This is a genomic window from Lysinibacillus sp. FSL K6-0057, from assembly GCF_038630885.1.
GTDB classification, from domain to species: domain Bacteria; phylum Bacillota; class Bacilli; order Bacillales_A; family Planococcaceae; genus Lysinibacillus; species Lysinibacillus fusiformis_F.
Genome location: NZ_CP152047.1, coordinates 1,574,155 through 1,596,249 on the forward strand (window position 1 = coordinate 1,574,155; position 22,095 = coordinate 1,596,249).

Genomic DNA, 22,095 nt, shown 5'->3' on the forward strand with positions numbered 1-22,095 from the left:
CATTTACTTTTTTCGTAAAATTCGTCATAATAGAGATGATAGAAAGCGTAGTAAGGTTGGGGGAAAGGCGAATGAATAAAGAAGATTATCGCGATAAAATAGAAGAGCATCGTCAATCATTTGAAGATGAGCAAAAAGAACAGCAATCCTTATCAAGAGTTTCCAGAATGAATAAAAATGGTAATAAAAACAAAAAGCCAAAAAATTCGAAACGTAAAACACCGTTAATGACGATTCTTTTTGTTATTTTTATCTTGATACCATTAACAATCCTTATCTATTTTTGGAAATTTTATGAACCAGGAAAAACGATTGAGCAAGCTGAAAAGGACACAGCTGAACAGGTTGTCGAATTAGATCCTTCAGAGGCATCTGCGTCTGATAAAGATAAAAATGATAAGGGTCAAGACGCTCAGGGGGATAAGAAGGCTCAGGAGCAATCTCAAAAAGATGCCGATAAATTAGCAGCTGAACAAAAAGCTGCTGAAGAGGCGAAAAAAGCACAAGAGGCTAAAAAGGCAGAGGAAGCAAAAAAAGCAGAAGAAGCTCGAAAAGCTGAGGAAGCGAGAATAGCTCAACAACAAGCAGAGGCAGCCAAAAAAGCAGAAGAAGCTAGAAAAGCGCAAGAAGCAAAGCAAAATGCTAAAGCAAGTACACATACTGTAAAAGCAAATGAGAACTTATACCGAATTGCATTAAATCATTATGGCGATGGCAGTGAAGCGACTTTAGCTAAAATTCGTGCTGCCAATGGTATGTCTTCTAATACCGTCATGGTTGGGCAAGTCATTAAGCTACCTTAATAGAATTTTTTATGGTTATATAGTTTTTCTAGTATAAAATAACAGACAAACGTTCACACCAAAACGTACGTCTGATTTAGCAAAAAGGCGATTCTTCTTAAGAAACGAATCGCCTTTTTGCTGTCGTAAGGAGAAGTGAGAAAATGCTATATTTAGGGCTATTTCTTTTGGTAGTCATCGCCCTTCTACTCTATATGTGGAAGGTGGCATATGAAAATAATGTATTGTCTCACCAGCTTTCATTACAAGGTGAACAGGAAAAGGTACGATTATTTTTTATTTCAGATGTTCATTTACGTAAAATAAGTAAGAAAATGATTGCACAGTTACAGGGACAGCATTTTGATGCAGTAATTATTGGCGGTGACTTTGCAGATAGCCGTACACCAATTGATCGTATTCATGAAAATTTAACATTATTAACGTCCCTGGGACCAACCTATTTTATTTGGGGCAATAATGACAGAGAAATTGGGGAAGAAAGGCTGAAGGACATTTTACAGGCATATCAGGTTCAAATAATTGTCAATGATGCCATACTACTTCCGCTGAAAAATCGCTTTTGGTTGAGTGCAATTGAGGATACAACCGTAAAAGAATATAGCTTCGAAAAAGCCTTTGCCAAGGTAGGAGAACAGGATTTAGTTGTTTTCATTGCGCATAATCCAGGGGTTTTTGCGAAAGTTCGTGCAAAGTTTCGTGCGGATTTAATGATGGGGGGACATTTACACGGAGGGCAAATCCGATTCGGCCCATATGGTGTCCATCCAAATGGTTCCTATCGTCAGCGTGATGGTGTTATGACTTTAGTAAGTAATGGCTATGGGACGACATTAGTGCCTTTTCGACTTGGTGCGAAACCGCAATGTCATATTATTGACATTGATATTTCGAGTAAATAACCAACCAAATCCTATGAGAAGGCGTATAATAAAAAGGTATCGTCTATTCTATGATAATGTGAAAGCATGGAACAGTAATTTTTGCTGTTCAAATTCGATTGGAGTGTCAAGAAATGCAGCAAGCAGATGCAATTATTGTTGGAGGAGGCCCATGTGGTTTAGCAGCAGCAATAGCTTTGCAAAATATTGGATTACAACCTATTGTGATTGAAAAAGGAAATATCGTGAATGCCATCTATCATTACCCTACACATCAAACATTTTTTAGTACGAGTGAACGGTTAGCTATTGGTGATGTGCCATTTATAATTGAAGGACGTAAGCCGAAACGCAATCAAGCCCTTGTCTACTATCGAGAGGTTGTCCGTTTAAAAAATATACAAGTTAATCGCTTCGAAAAAGTACAAAGTGTTGTAAAAAATAAGGATATGTTTACTGTTACATCTGATAAGGATACGTATGAAACGCCATATGTTGTCATTGCAACAGGTTATTATGATCATCCAAATTATTTAAATATCCAAGGTGAACAGTTACCTAAAGTATTCCATTACTTTAAAGAGGGACATGAATTCTTTGATACGGATATTCTTGTGATAGGTGGTAAAAATTCAGCGATAGATGCCGCTCTAGAATTAAATAAAGCGGGCGCTCGTGTAACGGTTGCCTATCGTGGCAGTGAATATTCTCCAAGCATCAAGCCGTGGGTACTACCTGAATTTGAAGGGGTAGTCAAAATTGGAGAAGTCGACATGCTTTTTAATACAAATGTAGTAGAAATACGAGAGCATGAGGTTGTTTTAGAAGTAGATGGTCAAGAGAAGGTAGTAAAAAATGATTTCGTTTTTGCTATGACTGGTTATCATCCTGATCATTCCTTTATTAAAGCAATGGGAGTGGAGATAGAGGAAGAAACAGGGCGTCCTTATGTTACGCCTGAAACGATGGAAACCAATGTGGAAGGATTATTCATTGCAGGTGTGATTGCAGCAGGAAATAATGCCAATGAAATTTTTATTGAAAATGGCCGTTTCCATGGTGAATGTATCGCTCGAATTATTGAACAGAGAAAAAAATAATGATCAAGGCTGTATAGGCATGTAGCTTATACAGCCTTTTTAGAGAGGAGAAACGCATTGATTGGCTTGTATTGGGTCTTGAGTTATTTAATAGGAAACATCTTGACTGCTTATTTCGTTGGTAAGATATATGGTGTCAATTTGCAGGAAGAGCGTAGTAAAAATTTAGGCGCGCGTAATGCGGGTAGTGTGATTGGGAAAGGGGCCTTTCTTTGGACTTTTCTCGGTGATTCATTGAAAGGTGTACTTGTAGTCGGGTTGGGCTATATGTGGCATTTGGATGAATGGGTCATTATTGGTGGGGCTGCATGGGTAATCATAGGACATCTATTTCCAATCTGGCTGAAATTGAATGGAGGAAAAGGTGTAGCTACTTTTATTGGTGTTGGTCTTGCCTTATCACCGAGCCTATTTTTATGGATGATCATTGGAACAGTACTTCTATCTGCGTTTACAAGAAGTTTGACGCTTGGCATGGTTGGAGGATTTATTTTCTATCTAGGTGCAATTATTCAAGCTGGGAAAATAGAGTCGTATGGACTTTTAATCGTGGCCATCGTGTGCATGCTTATTAAGCATATGTCTAATATTCAGGAGTCATTGAAAAGAGGGACGTGAAGAAAATGTATTGGTGTAAAATTGCCCAAACAAATGAGGAATTTGAGGCGATCGCTCGATTGAATTATGAAACATTTGTGGAAGAAATTCCTCAGCATGAGGTAAATCCAACAAGAAAAAAAGTGGACCGATTTCACCAGGAAAATACGTATGTCGTTGTTTATAAGGAAACAGAATTAATTGGCATGGTCGCGTTTAGAGATCAACGACCATTTTCGATTGATGAAAAGATTGGTAGGGTCGAACAGTATTTACCAAAGGAAAATTGTGCGAAACTTTGTGAAATTCGTTTGCTTTCAGTGAAGAAAGGTTATCGAACGGGTCGAGTATTATTGAAACTTACACAAGCCTTAACTACATTTGCCTACGAAAAAGGCTATACTGCTGCAGTGATTTCAGGTACTACGAGAGAGGAAAAACTGTATAAGCAGATGGGTTTTAAACAGTTTGCGCCAGCTGTCGGAGTAGAGGATGCTTTGTTTTTACCGATGGTGCTCACAAGAAATGAATTTGAGCAATCATTACAACATAGACTAACGACGGAACCCTCTACATTTTATCCAGGGCCAGTGAAGCAATTAGAAGCAATCGCTTATTCCGAGTTATCACATCGTTCGCTACCTTTTAATGCGCTTTATGAACGAGTACAGAAGAAGTTGCTGCATTTATCGAATGCCCATCATGTTGGTGTAATCGTTGGGACAGGAACGCTGGCAAATGAAGTGATGCTTGCTCAACTAAAGGCACAGCAATTAGGGAAGGGGCTTATTCTAACAAATGGTGAATTCGGTGAGCGTTTACGCAAGCAAGCCGCTCGTTGGTCATTACATTTTGAGGTGGTAGAAAAAGAGTGGGGTACAGTATTTGATGGCGAAGAACTGGCTTCACTACTTGAAACGGGGTCTTATCAGTGGATGCTGGCAGTGCATGGGGAGACTTCCACAGGAACTTGTAATGACTTAGGCCTTCTGAATAAACTAGCTAAACAATACAATGTAAAGTTATGTATAGATTGTATCAGTTCGTTCGGTGCCATGCCATTTTCCTTACAAGACTGCTATTTAGCTACGGCTGTGAGTGGCAAGGCCATTGGTGCGTTAAGTGGGCTAGCATTTGTGTTTTCACAATCACTTGCACCCTCATCTGCTACACTACCTGCTTATCTTGATTTAGCAAATTATCAGCAAGGTGCCATACCATTTACGTTACCTGCTGTATTACTGGGCAATGTGGATACGGCATTGCAAGCCTATCCAGCACGCTATGAGCAGCTACAGCAACGCTTTCAATCGCTGCTGCAACTACCAATCATGCAATTTCAATATCCAACAATTCAATATCCGATGCTGATAACGGTTCAATTGCCTAATACTTATGCTAACCTACTTCTTGATTTAGCATTGAACGGACTATTCGTTCATGGTGAAAGCCCGTATTTACGACAAAAGAATTTCATTCAATTTTCTGTGATACAACCAGATTTTGATGAAGCTTTTGCTCGACTTAGCGAGATATTGAGCTATTATGAACAGGTGATCGAAGTATGATTAGAAATACTTTAGCTTTACAGGAAGAAGTCCTTTAAGTTTAAAGGCGTACCTGTTGTGTTAAGGCCTATTAATAATTTTAAGCGTGCCTTTTGACCATTGATACCTGTGGCAAATATTGCGCCTAAGTCTTCGAGCATTTTACCGCCACCCACATAGCCATAAACACCTTCTGCAATACCATTAAAGCAGCGGGAAACAAGTACTACTGGGATGTCTCGCTGTAGAAGGCTTTCAATACCCTTTACAACAGATGGTGGGACATTCCCTTGGCCTAGCCCTTCCAGCACAACGCCATCATATTTGCAGGCAAGCACGACATCTAATAAATCTTCTTCCATACCCGCATACACTTTTAACATCGCTACACGCTTGGATAAATTGTTCACATCTACATATTGTCGACGAATTGGTGCATGATGGAATAAGATGCGTGATTTTGTAATAATTCCAATCGGTCCGTATTGTGGAGATTGGAAAGTATTTACTGAACTAGTGCTTGTTTTTGTTGTGTTAACAGCAAGATGAACCTCATCATTCATCACAACAAGCACACCTTTATCACGGGCTTCCTCATCAACGGCAACTCGGACTGCTTCCACTAAATTATAAATCCCATCTGCTCCTAGTTCGTTAGATGAACGCATGGCACCTGTTAGCACAATCGGAATGGCTAAGTTCGTTGTTAGCTCTAAGAAATAGGCGGTTTCTTCCAATGTATCCGTACCGTGTGTGATGACCACACCGTCAATTGGTTGTGCGTCAATTTGGTCCATAATCAAGTTACGTAATAAGAGCATTTCTTTCGGTGTAATATGTGGAGAAGGAAGGTTAAAAGCTTCTATTTCGATAATACTTGCTAGTGAAGCCAGCTTATTACTTTCCTTCATAAGAGGATTTTCCTTATTTGGCATGACCGCTCCTTCATCACTCATCGCCATGGAGATTGTGCCGCCTGTATGAATTAATAAAATTGTCTTTTTCATAAAAAATAAATCTCCTTTTAAAAAGTTTTTTTGTCATTACATGGTATAATAATAGCAGTCTATTGTTGAAAGGAGCCGGCATCATGATCATTTTATTATCTGCTGCCATTGCTCCCGGTCTAGCGCTTTTTAGTTATTTCTATTTGCGCAATCAGATGGCTACGGAGCCAAGAAGAACTTTACTACAAACGTTTTTATACGGCGCATTTTTAACGTTCCCTATCATGTTTTTACAGTATGTATTAACAGAGGAAGGGGTTTTTCGATATCTTTATCTTCAAGACGTACTTTTTTCTAGTGTCATTGAAGAGTTTTTTAAATGGTTTGTACTATTAATTGCCATCTACAATCATATAGAATTTGATGACCCTTACGATGGTATATTGTATGGTGCCAGCATTTCACTTGGCTTTGCAACGATTGAAAATGTTCTTTATTTACTGTCATTTGGCTTGGACACTGCATTCATGCGAGCCTTATTACCAGTATCAAGTCATGCTTTATTCGGGGTCGTAATGGGCTATTATTATGGACGTGCTAAGTTTTCAAAACTTGTTAAGACAAAAGAAATGATTGCTATGGCGCTTTGTGCACCAGTCGTACTTCACATTCTATACAATACAATATTATCATTCAAAGGTCACTGGGTTTATTTAATGATTCCTTTTATGTTGTTTTTATGGTGGTTTGGCTTGCGCAAAGTAAAGCTTGCTCATTATCATCTGGTGCAACATCTGCATATGCAAAAGAAAATATAAAGCGTAGAAATCGTCAAAGATTTCTACGCTTTATTTCTTTTTTATCATGTATAAATTACTCCTTTTGTTTCAAGCTATAAAAAAAAGGAGTGATAAAAGTGCGTTTAGTAAGCATACTTTTTGCTTTAATATTAGGAATTAGTATAATTGCGATTCCTCAAAACGATGCGAATGCATTTAGCGATCAGCAAATTACTCGTGGTGCCTATGGAGATGATGTCGTTGAATTACAGGCAAGGCTACAATACTTAGGTTTTTATAAGAGTAAAATTGATGGCAAATTTGGCTATAACACATACTGGGCTTTACGTAATTTCCAAGAGAATTATGGATTACCAGTAGATGGCATTGCTGGCACGAAGACAAAAAAAGCGTTAGCGGGCTATTCGGATTATGATGAAAAATGGGTGAAGGCACAATTAAATGCAGGGAATCAATTTACTTATTATGGTGGTAAGCCACTTGATCAGCAAGTGAAAAAAAATACGAGTGGTGGAAGTGGCAACAGTAGTGGAAGTACCAATAATAATGGCACAGAGACACAAGTTCCTCCCAAATATACAGAACGTGATTTACAGCTAATCGCGAATGCAGTATATGGAGAGGCTAGGGGAGAACCTTATGAAGGGCAAGTAGCAGTTGCAGCAGTTATTTTGAATCGTTTGGAAAGCCCAGATTTCCCGAATACCATTTCAGGTATCATTTTCCAACCATTGGCATTTACGGCCGTTGCAGATGGACAAATTTGGCTTGAGCCAAATGAGCGAGCAAAAGAAGCGGTTATTGATGCTATGAACGGCTGGGACCCTTCTGAAAATGCGTTGTATTATTTCAATCCAAAAACAGCAACGAGTAAATGGATTTGGTCACGTCCACAAATTAAACAAATTGGAGAGCATATTTTCTGTTCATAGAAAGGAGGAACATAGATGAAAACTTGGCTCGTGGTCTTAACGATTGCCGTTATTGGGTTAGGGGCATACAGTATTGATTTACACGGAGATAAAGAAGATTTACAACGTACCGTGCTAGCGCAGTATACAGATAAGTTAACTGATGCATCTGAGAAACTTTCCCATCTTCAGCGCTCAGTATCACAATCCCTGTTGTTTCAAGACGAGCAGGCGATTCACAATGAGCTAGATTCGGTTTGGCGTTTAAGCTCAGAAGTTCGTTCTTCTATTGCGAATATTCCAATTGGACAAGAACTTTCGAGTGAATGGATGAACTATCTAGGGCGTCTTGGCGATGAAGCAAAAAGGACAGCAAAAACAGGTGATTATGAGGCTTGGCGTGAAAAAATGCCTAAGGTTTCAACGAATTTACAATCTCTTTCTGATGAGTGGACAGCAGCAACCGTCGATTTTTATAAGCATGATGGAAAAATGGATGTTTGGCTACAGCAGGTAGATAATAAAAATCCAAATACCCAATTTGATACTGTAAAAGATACGCTAAAAGGCTACGGCGAAAAAGATTTCCCGTTAACTTTATCGGAATCTGATTGGCAGAAAAAAATTGAGTTAAAGGCATTACAGGATGCTGTTATTACCGAAAAAGAAGCATTAGAAAAAGTGAAATACTTATTCCCAATCATTAAAGATGCAACATTTACAGTCACAAAAAGTAGCGATACAGCACCATATCCTTTCTACCATATCCAATTCCATCAAGGAATACGACTAGGCTATGTTGATTTAACAGAAAAGGGTGGACATTTATTATCCTATTTAGTAGAACGTCCTGTTGATGAAGCGAAGTTATCACAAGAGGAAGTCATGAAAAAAGCGCAGGAATATGTGAAGAAATTAGGCATGAAAGATGTAGCCTATGTGGAATCACGTGAAAATCATCAAGCATGGCATGTGACATTTGCTCGAGTCCATCCAGGAGATAATGCGTTAATCTACGCTGATGGTGTTCAATTGAAAGTAGCGAAAGACACAGGCGAGCTGTTAGGTGCGAATGCAATGGAGTATATTCAAGAAGAGAATATTAAGAAGCAAACAGCTAAGCCAATTGATTGGAAAACATTCTTCCAGGACGATATTCAAGTACAAGAGGTAAAAAATATTTACACAGATAATGGGCAATTTGAACAACGTCTTTGCTATGAGGTTATTGCATTGCGTGATGGTAATACACAAGAGACATTTAGAATAGTCATTGATGCGGAAAACCATAACGTATTAAAAGTGGAATATCTAACTTAACTTAACATGAAAATACTACCAATTGATATAGCCAAAATAAACTTCTCGTGAGATAATTAAACTATATTTTTCGCACGGGGAGATGCTCATGGAAATAAAAATTGGTACACATTTACAACTTGAACCAACTTATACAGAGCGTTTGGAGAAATTCCGCTGTAAAGTTGTAGAGCAGAAAGATAATATTCTATATATTGATTATCCGGTTAATATGGCAACAAAGAAAACGGCATTTTTAATAGATGGCTCAGAATTTAGAGCAACCTTCCGTACTGAGGATAAACAATCCTTTGCTTTTAATACAGAGGTAGTTGGCCGTAAAGCAGGTAATATACCAATGATTATGTTGCATTGTCCAACACCAGAAGAGTTTATAAAAATTCAGCGACGAGAATACGTTCGTGTGGAAACACCTGTAGATGTTGCTATTCAGTTGAAAGACTATAAATATCAGCTCGTGACTGTGGATATTAGTGCAGGAGGCTTAGCAGTCATGTTGAAAGGTCAAGTAGCTTTCAATGAGGGTGATGAAGTAAAATTAACCATCGTATTGCCTTTTGCCAATGGAGAAGTCAAATATGTCATTACGGATGCGATGATCGTGCGTATTTTTGAAAAAGAGGATAAACGCATTGCGACAATCCAGCTAACGGATACAGATGACGTCGATCAACAGCATATTGTACGTTTTTGCTTTGAACGCCAATTAGTCAATCGCCGTAAAGAAATGAATCCTTTTAATGATTAATGTTCATCATGAATATTTTGTTGAAGCCCTCTCCTGGTAGAGGGCTTTTTTGGGGTTATATGATACAATATGAGGTGACAGAAAGTGGGGAAGAATTATGAAGAAAAACATTCAAATTGCGATAGACGGGCCTGCTGGTGCCGGCAAAAGCACGATCGCGAAAATTGTTGCTGAAGCACTTGGATTTACTTACATTGACACAGGCGCAATGTATCGAGCAGTTACGTATAAAGCGATGCAACAAAACATACATTTAGATGATGAAGCAAAATTGGCAGAGATGCTAGAGGTAAGCACTATAGAATTAAAACCATCCCCACAGGGACAGCTTGTCTTTTTAGATGGTCACAATGTATCAGCGGAGATACGCTCCAATGAGGTCACTTCATCAGTCTCTCAAGTAGCTGCCCATGCAAAAGTTCGTGAGCTATTAGTTGCCCAACAGCAAAAGCTTGCAGCTAACGGTGGGGTTGTCATGGATGGTCGTGATATTGCTACACACGTCTTAAAGCATGCAGAGTTAAAGATTTTTATGTCTGCAACAGTAGAGGAACGTGCTAGACGACGCTTGATTGATAATCAAAAAAGAGGAATTGACTCCTCTCTTGAAAAACTTCAGGAAGAAATTGCGCTACGTGATAAAAAGGATAGTGAGCGTGAAGCATCGCCACTTATTAAAGCTGAAGATGCTCTATTTTTAGATACAACAGCATTGTCCATTGATGATGCAGCACAAGCTATTTTAAAATTAGCAGAAGAAAAAATGCTATAAATCCTAAAATTTCAGACATTTTTTGAATTTAAAGGATTTATTTTTGTCTTTGTCTTCAATATCGAATAAAATAGTAAGGGAAGATGCGAAGGAGGGTTACATATGTCTGAAGAAATGAACTATGCAGAACAAACGTTTAACGAAGGTGATATCGTCAAAGGCATTGCCGCGCAAGTTGATGAAAAGGCAGTATCTGTATCAATTCCAGGGGCTCCATTTGATGGTATTGTTCCGATTAGTGAATTATCTAGCTTACACATTGAGAAAGCGTCTGATGTTATCTCTGTAGGAGATGAATTAGAGTTGATGATCACAAAGGTAGAAGAAGAAAACTTTGTTCTATCAAAACGTAAAGTGGATGCTTTAAAAGCATGGGATACACTGGAACAGCAATTTGCCGCTGCAGAAATTTTCGAAGCGGAAGTAAAAGATATTGTTAAAGGTGGTCTTGTCGTAGATTTAGGTGTACGTGGCTTTGTACCAGCATCGCTTGTAGAGGACTACTTTGTCGATGATTTTGAAGGCTATAAAGGGAAATCATTAAGCTTTAAAATTGTTGAGCTTGATAAGGACAAAAATCGCCTTATTTTATCTCATCGAGCAGTGGTAGAAGCAGAAAAAGCTTCACAAAAGAAAAATGTTATTAATCAAATTAAAGCTGGCGAAGTATTGGATGGTAAAGTACAGCGTCTAGCATCATTTGGTGCATTCATCGACCTTGGCGGTATTGATGGCCTTGTACACATCTCACAAGTATCGCATGAGCATGTGAGTGATGTGAGTGAGGTTCTAGCTGAAGGGCAAGATGTAAAAGTAAAAGTTCTGTCAGTGGACCCAGAAAATGAACGTATTTCTTTATCGATCAAAGAAACTATTCCTGGACCATGGTCAAGTATTGAAGACCGTGCAGCCAAAGGCACTATTTTAGACGGTAGAGTGAAGCGTCTTACTTCATTCGGCGCATTTGTGGAAGTATTCCCAGGTGTTGAAGGTTTAGTGCATATATCGCAAATCGCGCATAAGCACATTAACACGCCACATGAAGCATTAAAAGAAGGACAAGAGGTACAGGTGAAGGTACTTGATGTCAATGCTGACGAAGGCCGTCTAGCCCTAAGTATTAAAGAATTACTAGAAAATCCAGAAGCAGAAGAAGTAATCGATTATGAATTACCTGAAGAGAACACAGGCTTCTCATTCGGTGATGTCATTGGCGATAAACTGAAAAACTTTAAATAATGTATAAAGCGAGGATGCATGAATGTATCCTCGCTGTTTTTATGGTTGAAATGGTAGATAGAAGGTTTGAAGGGGAGAGAACTTCAAAAGTTAGGTTGTAGTAATTAAGAAGTGGATAGAAGCTTTGAATTGAAGGATACAACTCTAAAAGTAGCGGATAGAACTTTTAAAGTGGCGGATAGGATTCTAAAAGTGAAGGATAGCAATAAAGAAGTGGATAGAAGCTTTGAATTGAAGGATACAACTCTAAAAGTAGCGGATAGAACCTTTAAAGTGTTGGATAGGATTCTAAAAGTGAAGGATAACAATAAAGAAGCGGATAGAAGCTTTGAATCGGAGGATACAACTCTAAAAGTAGCGGATAGAACCTTAAAAGTGTTGGATAGGATTCTAAAAGTGAAGGATAGCAATAAAGAAGTGGATAAAAACTTTGAATCGGAGGATACAACTCTAAAAGTAGTGGATAGAACCTTAAAAGTGTTGGATAGGATTCTAAAAGTGAAGGATAGCAATGAAGAAGCGGATAAAAACTTTGAATTGAAGGATACAACTCTAAAAGTAGAGGATAGAACCTTTAAAGTAGCGGATAGGATTCTAAAAGTGAAGGATACAAATTAAAGTAAAAGATAGAACGCTTAAATTGAAGGATACAACTCTAAAAATAGCGGATAAAACCTTCGAAACACCTAATAGAACTCTCAAAAAAAGGGATAACACCTATAATAGCCATACATAGCGTTCTACATTATGGATATGATATGATATAATGGCATTTTTCGTGTATAATAGCGAAAGACAAGAAGTTGGAAGGATGAAGTACAGATGACGAAACCAGTAGTAGCCATCGTAGGTCGTCCGAACGTAGGTAAGTCGACGATTTTTAATCGTATCGTTGGAGAACGTGTTTCAATTGTGGAGGATATCCCAGGCGTAACACGTGATCGTATTTATAGTTCGGCAGAGTGGTTGACACATGATTTTAATATTATTGATACAGGTGGGATTGAAATTGGAGACGAGCCGTTTTTAGAGCAAATTCGTCAACAAGCTGAAATTGCCATTGAAGAAGCAGACGTTATTATTTTTATGACAAATGGTCGTGAAGGGGTAACGGCAGCAGATGAGCAAGTTGCTAAAATTTTATACAAAACAAAAAAACCAGTCGTATTAGCAGTCAATAAAATCGATAATCCCGATATGCGTGAAATGATTTATGACTTTTATGCGCTTGGTTTTGGTGAGCCTTGGCCAATCTCAGGTTCTCACGGCTTAGGTTTAGGGGATTTATTGGACGAATGTGCGAAACATTTCCCGAAAGAAGATGAAGAGCAATATGGTGATGATGTCATTAAATTCTCTTTAATTGGTCGTCCAAATGTTGGAAAATCCTCTTTAGTGAATGCTTTCTTAGGGCAGGATCGTGTTATTGTAAGTAATATTGCTGGGACAACACGTGATGCGATTGATACGCCTTATGCGTATGATGGACAGGAATATGTCATTATTGATACGGCGGGTATGCGTAAAAAAGGAAAAATCTATGAAACAACGGAGAAATATTCTGTGTTACGTGCGCTACGTGCCATCGAACGCTCAGACGTTGTTTTAGTAGTACTGAATGCAGAAGAGGGTATTCAGGAGCAAGATAAAAAAATTGCTGGCTATGCGCATGAAGCTGGAAAAGCTGTGATCATCGTTGTGAATAAATGGGATGCCATTGAAAAAGATGAAAAAACAATGAATGTCTTTACACAGCAAATTCGTGAGCATTTCCTATTTTTAGATTATGCACCGATTATTTTTGTGTCGGCGAATACAAAACAGCGTGTTCATCAAATTTTACCGATTATCCAACGTGTAAGCGAGAATCATGCGATGCGTATTCAGTCTTCTATTTTAAATGAAGTGATTGAGGACTCCGTGGCGCGTAATCCTGCGCCGACAGATAAAGGTCGTCGTTTACGTATTTACTATGCTACCCAGGTAGCGATTAAGCCACCAACATTCGTGATTTTTGTGAATGAACCTGAGCTTATGCATTTCTCATACGAACGTTTCTTAGAAAATCGAATTCGTGAAACCTTTGACTTTGAAGGGACGCCAATTCGTTTAATTACACGTGCGCGTGCTTAAGGTAATAGCTATACACATACAATACGCCAACCCGACATATTTGTTGGGTGGCGTCTTTTTACAAGAAAAGAAATTATTATAGACAACCCAACAAAGGGAGGATTTTGTTATGGAAAAAGTTTGTGTGTTAGGGGCAGGCTCATGGGGTACTGCACTGGCAATGGTACTAGCGGAAAATGGACATGATACGCTTGTATGGACACATAGAGCTGAGCAGGCAGAAGAAATCAATCAACTGCATACGAATAAAAAATATTTACCAGAAACCATTCTACCTATAAATTTACATGCGACGAGTGATATGGCGAAGGTAGCTACTCATGCAGAGACCATTGTTGTGGCTGTTCCCACAAAAGCAATTCGCGAAGTATGCGAGAAATTAACGGCTGAATTAACGAAAAAAGTGTTGTTTGTCCATGTATCAAAGGGAATTGAGCCTGATTCTTTAAAACGAATATCTGAAATTTTAGCAGAGAGCTTACCGGCTGAGTATGTGGAAGAAATCGTTGTTCTTTCTGGGCCAAGTCATGCAGAGGAAGTGGTGTTACATCATCCTACAACGGTTACTGCAGCTTGTGCCAACATCGATGCTGCTGAAAAGGTACAGGATTTATTTATGAATCAATTTTTCCGCGTCTACACAAATGAGGATATCATTGGTGTAGAAATAGGAGGAGCGTTGAAAAACGTCATCGCTTTAGCTGCCGGGATTACAGATGGCTTGAATTATGGCGATAATGCGAAAGCGGCACTTATTACGCGAGGTCTTGCTGAGATTTCACGTTTAGGCGTAAAAATGGGTGGGAATCCATTTACGTTCTCAGGGCTTACGGGTATGGGGGATTTAATTGTAACTTGTACAAGTGTCCACTCCCGAAACTGGCGTGCGGGAAATCTGTTAGGGCAAGGCATGAAGCTACAAGAAGTGCTGGATCAAATGGGCATGGTTGTAGAGGGTGTACGTACTACGAAGGCAGCCTATCAGTTAGCAGAAAAATATAATGTGGCTATGCCGATTTCCACGGAGCTTTATAGTGTTCTATTTAATGATGTTGAACCGAAAGTGGCAGTCGATGCCTTAATGATGCGGATGAAAAAACGAGAAATAGATGATATGAAGCATTAATATTAATTTTTTGATTAAACTTGTCATAAAACGGACATAAATAAGGTGTCTCAACGAATCTGTTGAGACGCCTTATTGTGTGCTGCTAGTTGAATAGGGAATGCATTGTAAAAGAGTTGTCCATTTCTTGATAGTTATGGGACAACTATTTCTTTTTAGCAAAAGCACATAGTATAATATACTTTGATTGTGTCTGGATATTGAAAGAAAGGTGGTTATTTGAAATGGGCCCGTTAGCTCATATGCCTGCACTGGATGTAATGTGGGTGTCATTTTATTGCATCGCATTTATGATTATATCAGTCGGCTTAATTTATTTAGCTCGGAATAAGATTTCAAATGTATTTTTACGAACAGTCGTAAATTTATGTGCATACATACTGTTTGGACTTGGCACATTTTTAATGGTACTAGTAGTTGCCACATGGCCAGCATAAAAAATAATGAGGTGTCAGTAACATGAAAAAACTAAGTGCTTTGCTGTGGGTATTTGCAACCGCCATACTGTTAGTAGGATGTGCGTACCCAGAAGACGAAAAAAGGGCAAAGGTCACGCCTGATGTCGACCAACTAGCTGCAGTTCAACGTGCCGTGAATGAATACCGTGAAGCAACCGGTGGACTAGTACCAATTAAAAATAGCGAGCTAGATACAGATATCTATATCAAATACTTAATCGATTTTGAAAAACTTATGCCGAAGTATTTGACGACAATTCCTGGAAATGCCTATGAAAAAGGTGGTATATATCAATATATCATTTGGGATCCTGAAAATGATGCATCGGTCAAATTAGTAGATTTAAACGCGGCAGAGCGTATACGTGAAATAGGTATTCGTAAACTATCTACACAGTATTTACCAATAAAAGGGTCGATAGCGGAAAATGTTTATCAAATCAATTATAAAGATTTAGGCTATAAAACAGATGTGACTGTAAAAAGCCCCTATTCTGGCGTCGAGTTACCACTTTTCATGACAGGTGATGGTGAATTACATGTTGACTATGCTGTGGATTTAGGACAGCTTTTAAAAGACGATAAGCCTAATGTAAAGCCTGGTGATGATATACGCCAATTACTTGTCGACAAATATCCTGTGGTGCCTGCCTATTCTATTCCCTATACAGTGGACGAGAATGGAGAACCAATCTATGATATGGAAACATATAATGCGGATGTCAAAAAGGCGAAAGAGCGACAAAAACAAGAGGCCGAAGCCGCCGAGAAAAAAGAACAATAGCAAACAAGCTCCTTACATTTGTGAGGGGCTTTTTCATATTTGTCTACAGGCTCGCATATAGTGAAAAAGCGTAGATAAAGGAGGCAGAAACCTTGAGTGAAGCAGTATTTAGAGAAATTGCAGAGCGCACAAATGGCGATGTTTATATTGGTGTTGTCGGTCCAGTACGTGTAGGTAAATCAACATTTGTAAAAAAGGTAATGGAATCAGTCGTGTTACCAAATATTGTGGATGAAACGGAAAGAATGCGAGCACAAGATGAGTTGCCACAAAGTTCTCCGGGGCCAGTCATTATGACTGCTGAGCCGAAGTTTGTGCCTGCCCAAGCAACCCGTATTGTGGTCGGAGAAGATGAAATGCCATTCCAAATTCGTTTAGCAGATTGTGTTGGTTATATTATTGATGGGACAAAAGGCTATGAGGATGAAAATGGACCAAAATTTGTTCATACGCCTTGGCATACAGAGCCTATCCCATTTCAGGAAGCCGCTAAAATTGGCACTGATAAGGTAATTCGTGATCATGCGAATATTGGTATTGTCGTAACGACTGATGGTACGGTTAACGGAATTAGCCGCCGTGCCGCAGAGAAGGCAGAAGAGGAAATTGTGGAGCAATTAAAAGATATCGGCAAACCATTTGTCATCTTACTCAATTGCCAAATGCCCGCGAGAGAAGAAACAGTTCAGCTTCGCAATGAATTGTTTGAACGTTACAATGTTCCCGTTATTGCGATGTCCATCGATCAAATGAGAGAGACGGATATTCAATATATTTTACAAGAGGCGTTATTTGAGTTCCCAATTCGTACAATTGAGGTGGAGAAACCAGACTGGCTGGATGTGTTAGATGCCACTCATCCATTAAATGTTGCATTGATTGATTCGATGGAGGAAGTACTTTCTTCTGTGATGAAAATTCGAGATGTGCAACAGGCGTCAGATGCCTTTAAAGCCATTGACTTTATTGACCAAAGTGAAGTTGTTCATGTAGATGCAGGTATTGGAACGGCTGTGATTCGGGTATCCCTACAAGGTGAATTGTTTAAATCAGTTTGTAATGAATGGCTAGAGGAGCCGATTGAAACGAAAAAAGATTGGTTACTCTTTATCAAAGAGGCGTCAGAGGCGAAAGAAGCTCAAAAACGCTTTAAAAGTGCTATTCAAGATGCTGATACGACGGGTTATGGCGTGACATTGCCGATGATGCAGGAATTTGAGCCAACAGCCCCAGAGCTAATTAAACAAAATAATTTCTTTGGCGTACGAATGAAGGCGAAAGCACCATCTTACCATATTATTCGAGTTGACATGGAGTCAGAATTTGCACCATTAATTGGCTCAGAATTCCATAGTCAGCAACTTCTAAAAGATTTAAATCATGCTTATTTACATGATCGTGATGCGCTATGGAATACACAACTTTTTGGCACACCATTGCATGAAGTATTAAAAGAAGGGATACGATATAAAATGGATGCTGTCCCAACTACTGCCAAAAAACGGATGCGTCAAACGATTGAACGTATGGTCAACGAAGGTGATCGTGGTTTAGTAACATTTATTTTATAGTGATAAAATTCAGAAAAAATGCAAAAAATATACGCAGGGCTTTTCGTTTTTATGCGAAAAGTCCTTTTATTTTTGTTTTTTGGGTGAAAAACTGATTTTTTGGTTATAATCATGTATGAATACAGTTGCGTAGCGGTTTTCTATGTGTTACTCTTTTTACAGAATTGGTTCATGACCCTTTGAGAGGAGGTGAATGGTGTGAATAAAACAGAATTAGTAAACTCTGTTGCTGAAGCTGCAGGTCTTTCTAAAAAAGACGCTTCTAAAGCAGTTGAAGCTGTATTTGATACAATTCAAGATGCTCTTGCAAAGGGTGACAAAGTACAATTAATTGGTTTTGGTAACTTTGAAGTACGTGAACGTGCGGCTCGTAAAGGTCGTAACCCACAAACTGGTAAAGAAATCGAAATCGCTGCTAGCAAGGTGCCTGCTTTCAAACCAGGTAAAGCGCTTAAAGACGCGGTAAAATAATACACGTCTAGTAGTTACATAGAGCAGTCTTCATGTTAACGAACATGGAGGCTGCTCTTTTTAACTTCAATTTGAAATTTACATAACAATAATATACAGGGATTTGCTTCTCTAAAAGCGAATTTCTGATGAATCAAGTAAGTCATTTTGCGCTTACCTTTTGGATGTGCTACGATGCATAGGGAAATGTGTAATGTTTTGATATGCAGGAGGGTTTTTTGAATGTCGAATATTGATTTATTGAAAATAGAAGAAGCAGTAAAAATGATTTTAGAAGCAGTAGGTGAAGATGTAAATCGTGAAGGTTTATTGGATACGCCGAAGCGTGTAGCAAAAATGTATGCTGAAATGTTCAGCGGCTTGCATGAGGATGCTAAAGATTATTTTAAAACGGTATTTCATGAGGATCATGAAGAATTAGTGCTTGTCAAAGATATTCCTTTTTATTCGATGTGTGAGCATCATCTAGTACCTTTCTATGGCAAAGCACATGTAGCATACATACCAAATGACGGCGTTGTTGCTGGGCTTAGTAAATTAGGACGTGCTGTGGAAACGATTGCCCGCAGACCCCAACTACAAGAGCGTATTACCTCTTCAGTAGCGGACACAATTATGGAGATGCTTGCGCCAAAAGGTGTTTATGTTGTGATCGAGGCTGAGCATATGTGTATGACGATGCGTGGTTTAAAAAAACCTGGTTCCAAGACGGTAACATCTGTTGCACGCGGTATTTATGAGGAAGATGAAGTGAAACGTAGAGAAGTGCTGTCATTTATTCAAATGTCTTAAATTGCGTGTCTAATTATGTTATGATGAACTAAGAATTTGTCGGATTTAAGGAGTGTACAAAGATGTCACAAGATTATATTGTTATTCAAGCAGAAGAAGATGGTGTACATGTCATTGGATTAACACGTGGAACAGATACGAAATTCCATCATTCAGAGAAATTAGATGCCGGCGAAGTAATGATTGCTCAATTTACAGAACACACGTCTGCCATGAAAATACGTGGTAAAGCACAAATTCATACAGCACATGGCGTGATCAATAGCGAAGCGAAAAAATAAGAAATCTGGTTTCTAACAATCGTTTTTAATGCTGTTTAGCATATAACAAGCACATATAAAAACACTAGATGTGAAAAACTGAGTATAAGGTTTTTGGGCAGTTAGCATCCCTACATTCAATTATGGGAAAGCTTTACTGCCTGTCCTATGAAGAAAGCAAATTTTTTTTATTCCGCATCGTTGCGTATGCTATAATGACTCAGTAAGCAAGCGTTAAGCCTTGGATAGGGCTAACGTATCTGAAAGTGAAATGGAGTAAGGTCTATGAATGCAACATACATTCAAAATTCAATTGCACAGTTAAAAACAGAGATTTTCATGGATGTTCGTCATAGAACTTTGCAAAAATACACAGGTGTACCTGTGCTAGATGAAAATCAATTGTTTTATTTGTTAATCCCGTTTTTGAATGGTGAAGAGTGGCAACAAGAGCAACAAGAGGCTGCAATTACTGTTGGCATAGTGTACGCAGCATTAGCGGCTCACGATCATATAAAAGAAATAGATGCAACATCAAAAGAACAGCAACTTACCGTTTTAGCTGGGGATTTTTATAGTGGTCGTTATTATGAAATATTAGCGATGTCAGGGAATGTCGCATTGATTCGAAACTTGTCACAAGGCATTGTGGCACGGTGTGAAAACCAGATTAAAGTTTATGAAAATGAACAACGTACAATCGAACAGTGGTATGCGTCGATGAGTACGATAGAATCCGGGTTAATTGCTCAATTTTTTGATCTTTATTCTTTCAGTGAATATATACCACTTATAGAAAAAAGCTTATTAATCTTGCGTTTAGAAAAAGAATGGACAGCTTATCAACGTGGGCAAATGTCTTTAATGGGTAAGGCACTTGAAGATAGTGTCAGACAAAATGGCGCAACCTTTAATAGCGTCATCCAAGGAAAAATTGTGCATTTAAAAACAGAGCTATCACAGATCATTCATCATGCATCCTTTTTACAAAGTGATATCAAACAAGCTTTACATGCACATGTAGAGGCATCCATTGCTTCTACTAACGGATAAGAGAGGTTTTTCAAAATGGCTAAAACGAAAGAAGAACATGTTCACGAAGTATTTGAGAGTATTTCGGAAAACTACGATAAAATGAATGGTGTAATTAGTTTCCAGATGCATGTTGGCTGGCGTAACGATACGATGAAGCACATGGCTGTAAAACCTGGATCAAAGGCACTTGATGTATGCTGTGGCACGGCAGACTGGACAATCGCATTGGCAGAGGCTGTTGGAGAAAGTGGAGAAGTAAAAGGGCTGGACTTTAGTCAAAACATGTTGAAAGTTGGCGAAAAAAAGGTAGAGCCATACCCACAAATTGAACTAATTCATGGAAATGCGATGGAATTACCTTTTCCAGATGATACGTTTGATTATGTGACGATTGGCTTTGGTCTTCGCAATGTACCTGATTATTTACAAGTGTTGAAGGAAATGCATCGTGTTGTTAAACCAGGTGGTATGGTGGTGTGTTTAGAAACATCACAATCTGAAATTCCTGGTTATCGTCAACTGTTCCGTTTTTATTTTAAATATATAATGCCGATATTTGGTAAAATATTTGCGAAAAGCTATAAGGAGTATTCTTGGCTTCAGGAATCTGCGAATGATTTCCCAGGTATGAAGAGGTTAGCGGCATTGTTTCAGCAAGCAGGATTAGAAAAAGTAACGTACAAAGCATACAGTGGCGGGGCTGCGGCAATGCATATGGGCTTTAAAAAGGTACGTTAATGGGGGAAGGTTTTCACACGTGGAAAAGATGAAGTTAAAACTACTCTATTCCGATTTGAAATCAGATATCGATATCATTGAACGAGAGTTAGAAAAAGCGGTGGACTCATCTTCATATTTGATCAACGATGCTTCTCTCCATTTATTACAAGCTGGTGGCAAACGGATACGACCAATTTTTGTGTTACTAGGTGCAAAATTTGGTGATTATGACATTGAGAAGATGAAGGATGTAGCAGTACCTTTAGAACTCATTCATATGGCATCGCTTGTACATGATGATGTCATTGATGACTCCAATATGCGAAGAGGACGCCCTACTGTCAAATCACAGTGGAATAACAGGGTAGCGATGTACACAGGCGATTTTATTTTCGCACGTGCACTGGAATATATTACGAAGTTAGAAAACCCGCTTGTTCATCAAATTTTAGCCCGTACGATGGTGGAAATTTGTAACGGTGAAGTCATTCAAATTGAAGATAAATTTAGATTAGACCAAGGTTTAAAAGATTATTTTAGAAGAATAAAACGAAAAACAGCATTACTGATTTCCTCCAGCTGTGAGCTAGGGGCTGTGGCGGCAGGAGTGGATGCTAAAACAGTGCGACATTTAAAGCGCTTCGGCTACTTTGTGGGCATGAGCTTCCAAATTATCGATGATGTTTTAGATATCATGGCAACCGATAAAGAACTAGGGAAGCCAGCAGGTAGTGATTTATTGCAGGGCAATATTACTTTACCGATATTATTGTTAAAAGATGATCCGGAGATGCAACCTTACTTAGTCAAAGTTTTTGCAGGCACATTAACAGAACCGGAACGTCAAAATATGTTGCAATATGTGCGTAAATCTCATGCAATTGAGCAAGCTAATCGTATGAGTGATAAATATTTGAAAAAAGCCTTACAGGAAATTGATGCTTTACCAAAACATCCCGTAAAGAAAAAACTGCGTGATGTAGCATTGTTCATGGGTAAGCGCAAATTCTAGCTTTTTGTTGTACAAAGGCTCATTTTTTGTTAATATTTATCGGTAGGTGTAAAACCTGTTAGACGAAT

The 22,095-nt window shown here is 38.7% G+C and carries 24 protein-coding genes; 23 read left to right on the forward strand and 1 reads right to left on the reverse strand.

From position 1 onward, the window contains the following. Positions 1 to 71 precede the first annotated feature (71 nt). The 5 genes from MHB40_RS07435 (at position 72) to MHB40_RS07455 (ending at position 4,949) form a co-directional block, all read left to right on the forward strand. Complete coding sequence (locus tag MHB40_RS07435; protein WP_205442334.1) at positions 72 to 803, forward strand: LysM peptidoglycan-binding domain-containing protein; 732 nt, start codon at positions 72 to 74, stop codon at positions 801 to 803. A 143-nt stretch (positions 804 to 946) separates the two neighbouring features. Beyond that, positions 947 to 1,705 (forward strand): metallophosphoesterase, encoded by a 759-nt coding sequence (locus tag MHB40_RS07440; RefSeq protein WP_342443000.1) that lies wholly within the window; start codon positions 947 to 949, stop codon positions 1,703 to 1,705. Between the two features lie 113 nt (positions 1,706 to 1,818). After that, the gene (locus MHB40_RS07445; protein ID WP_342443001.1) at positions 1,819 to 2,784 is read left to right on the forward strand and encodes a YpdA family putative bacillithiol disulfide reductase; all 966 of its coding nucleotides are present in this window, start codon (positions 1,819 to 1,821) and stop codon (positions 2,782 to 2,784) included. A gap of 57 nt (positions 2,785 to 2,841) precedes the next feature. Continuing rightward, positions 2,842 to 3,402 (forward strand): glycerol-3-phosphate acyltransferase, encoded by a 561-nt coding sequence (locus MHB40_RS07450; RefSeq protein ID WP_342443002.1) that lies wholly within the window; start codon positions 2,842 to 2,844, stop codon positions 3,400 to 3,402. 5 nt (positions 3,403 to 3,407) lie between these two features. Continuing rightward, on the forward strand, positions 3,408 to 4,949 hold the full coding sequence (locus MHB40_RS07455) for an aminotransferase class V-fold PLP-dependent enzyme (RefSeq protein WP_342443003.1): 1,542 nt from the start codon (positions 3,408 to 3,410) through the stop codon (positions 4,947 to 4,949). 17 nt (positions 4,950 to 4,966) lie between these two features. Here MHB40_RS07455 and MHB40_RS07460 read toward each other — a convergent pair whose 3' ends face one another. After that, entirely contained in the window at positions 4,967 to 5,935 is a 969-nt protein-coding gene (locus MHB40_RS07460; RefSeq protein WP_342443004.1) for an asparaginase, read from the reverse strand. A gap of 83 nt (positions 5,936 to 6,018) precedes the next feature. Between MHB40_RS07460 and prsW the strand changes: the two genes are divergently transcribed. From prsW to hepT, 18 genes are all read left to right on the forward strand, one after another. Then, complete coding sequence (gene prsW, locus MHB40_RS07465; protein WP_004232588.1) at positions 6,019 to 6,693, forward strand: glutamic-type intramembrane protease PrsW; 675 nt, start codon at positions 6,019 to 6,021, stop codon at positions 6,691 to 6,693. A 98-nt stretch (positions 6,694 to 6,791) separates the two neighbouring features. Beyond that, the gene (gene sleB / locus MHB40_RS07470; RefSeq protein ID WP_205442341.1) at positions 6,792 to 7,607 is read left to right on the forward strand and encodes a spore cortex-lytic enzyme; all 816 of its coding nucleotides are present in this window, start codon (positions 6,792 to 6,794) and stop codon (positions 7,605 to 7,607) included. Positions 7,608 to 7,622: 15 nt separating this feature from the next. Continuing rightward, positions 7,623 to 8,906 (forward strand): PepSY1/2 domain-containing protein, encoded by a 1,284-nt coding sequence (locus tag MHB40_RS07475; protein WP_205442343.1) that lies wholly within the window; start codon positions 7,623 to 7,625, stop codon positions 8,904 to 8,906. 88 nt (positions 8,907 to 8,994) lie between these two features. Continuing rightward, positions 8,995 to 9,654, forward strand: a complete 660-nt coding sequence (locus MHB40_RS07480; protein WP_342443005.1) for a flagellar brake domain-containing protein — start codon at positions 8,995 to 8,997, stop codon at positions 9,652 to 9,654. 97 nt (positions 9,655 to 9,751) lie between these two features. Then, positions 9,752 to 10,426 (forward strand): (d)CMP kinase, encoded by a 675-nt coding sequence (cmk, locus tag MHB40_RS07485; RefSeq protein WP_342443006.1) that lies wholly within the window; start codon positions 9,752 to 9,754, stop codon positions 10,424 to 10,426. A 102-nt stretch (positions 10,427 to 10,528) separates the two neighbouring features. Continuing rightward, entirely contained in the window at positions 10,529 to 11,665 is a 1,137-nt protein-coding gene (rpsA, locus tag MHB40_RS07490; RefSeq protein WP_205442347.1) for a 30S ribosomal protein S1, read from the forward strand. A gap of 111 nt (positions 11,666 to 11,776) precedes the next feature. After that, positions 11,777 to 12,283, forward strand: coding sequence for a hypothetical protein (locus tag MHB40_RS07495; RefSeq protein WP_342534226.1), 507 nt, complete (start codon positions 11,777 to 11,779; stop codon positions 12,281 to 12,283). A 204-nt stretch (positions 12,284 to 12,487) separates the two neighbouring features. After that, positions 12,488 to 13,798 carry a ribosome biogenesis GTPase Der gene (gene der, locus MHB40_RS07500; RefSeq protein ID WP_205442348.1) on the forward strand — a complete coding sequence of 437 codons (1,311 nt, stop codon included), beginning with the start codon at positions 12,488 to 12,490 and terminating at the stop codon, positions 13,796 to 13,798. 109 nt (positions 13,799 to 13,907) lie between these two features. Next, positions 13,908 to 14,924 (forward strand): NAD(P)H-dependent glycerol-3-phosphate dehydrogenase, encoded by a 1,017-nt coding sequence (locus tag MHB40_RS07505; protein WP_342443008.1) that lies wholly within the window; start codon positions 13,908 to 13,910, stop codon positions 14,922 to 14,924. Between the two features lie 224 nt (positions 14,925 to 15,148). Continuing rightward, positions 15,149 to 15,361 (forward strand): DUF2768 domain-containing protein, encoded by a 213-nt coding sequence (locus MHB40_RS07510; RefSeq protein ID WP_004232605.1) that lies wholly within the window; start codon positions 15,149 to 15,151, stop codon positions 15,359 to 15,361. A gap of 22 nt (positions 15,362 to 15,383) precedes the next feature. Further along, a complete protein-coding gene (locus MHB40_RS07515; protein ID WP_342443009.1) occupies positions 15,384 to 16,166 on the forward strand; it encodes a hypothetical protein in 783 nt (260 codons plus the stop codon). Between the two features lie 92 nt (positions 16,167 to 16,258). Next, positions 16,259 to 17,737, forward strand: coding sequence for a stage IV sporulation protein A (gene spoIVA / locus MHB40_RS07520; protein WP_342443010.1), 1,479 nt, complete (start codon positions 16,259 to 16,261; stop codon positions 17,735 to 17,737). Positions 17,738 to 17,935: 198 nt separating this feature from the next. Then, a complete protein-coding gene (locus MHB40_RS07525) occupies positions 17,936 to 18,208 on the forward strand; it encodes an HU family DNA-binding protein (RefSeq protein ID WP_004232618.1) in 273 nt (90 codons plus the stop codon). Between the two features lie 222 nt (positions 18,209 to 18,430). Then, positions 18,431 to 19,000, forward strand: coding sequence for a GTP cyclohydrolase I FolE (gene folE / locus MHB40_RS07530; protein ID WP_205442354.1), 570 nt, complete (start codon positions 18,431 to 18,433; stop codon positions 18,998 to 19,000). 62 nt (positions 19,001 to 19,062) lie between these two features. Continuing rightward, on the forward strand, positions 19,063 to 19,281 hold the full coding sequence (mtrB, locus tag MHB40_RS07535; RefSeq protein WP_004232621.1) for a trp RNA-binding attenuation protein MtrB: 219 nt from the start codon (positions 19,063 to 19,065) through the stop codon (positions 19,279 to 19,281). A gap of 264 nt (positions 19,282 to 19,545) precedes the next feature. Next, positions 19,546 to 20,313 (forward strand): heptaprenyl diphosphate synthase component 1, encoded by a 768-nt coding sequence (locus tag MHB40_RS07540; RefSeq protein ID WP_342443012.1) that lies wholly within the window; start codon positions 19,546 to 19,548, stop codon positions 20,311 to 20,313. A 15-nt stretch (positions 20,314 to 20,328) separates the two neighbouring features. Beyond that, the gene (locus tag MHB40_RS07545; RefSeq protein ID WP_342443013.1) at positions 20,329 to 21,033 is read left to right on the forward strand and encodes a demethylmenaquinone methyltransferase; all 705 of its coding nucleotides are present in this window, start codon (positions 20,329 to 20,331) and stop codon (positions 21,031 to 21,033) included. Between the two features lie 19 nt (positions 21,034 to 21,052). Next, the gene (gene hepT, locus MHB40_RS07550; RefSeq protein WP_205442358.1) at positions 21,053 to 22,027 is read left to right on the forward strand and encodes a heptaprenyl diphosphate synthase component II; all 975 of its coding nucleotides are present in this window, start codon (positions 21,053 to 21,055) and stop codon (positions 22,025 to 22,027) included. Positions 22,028 to 22,095: the final 68 nt, after the last annotated feature.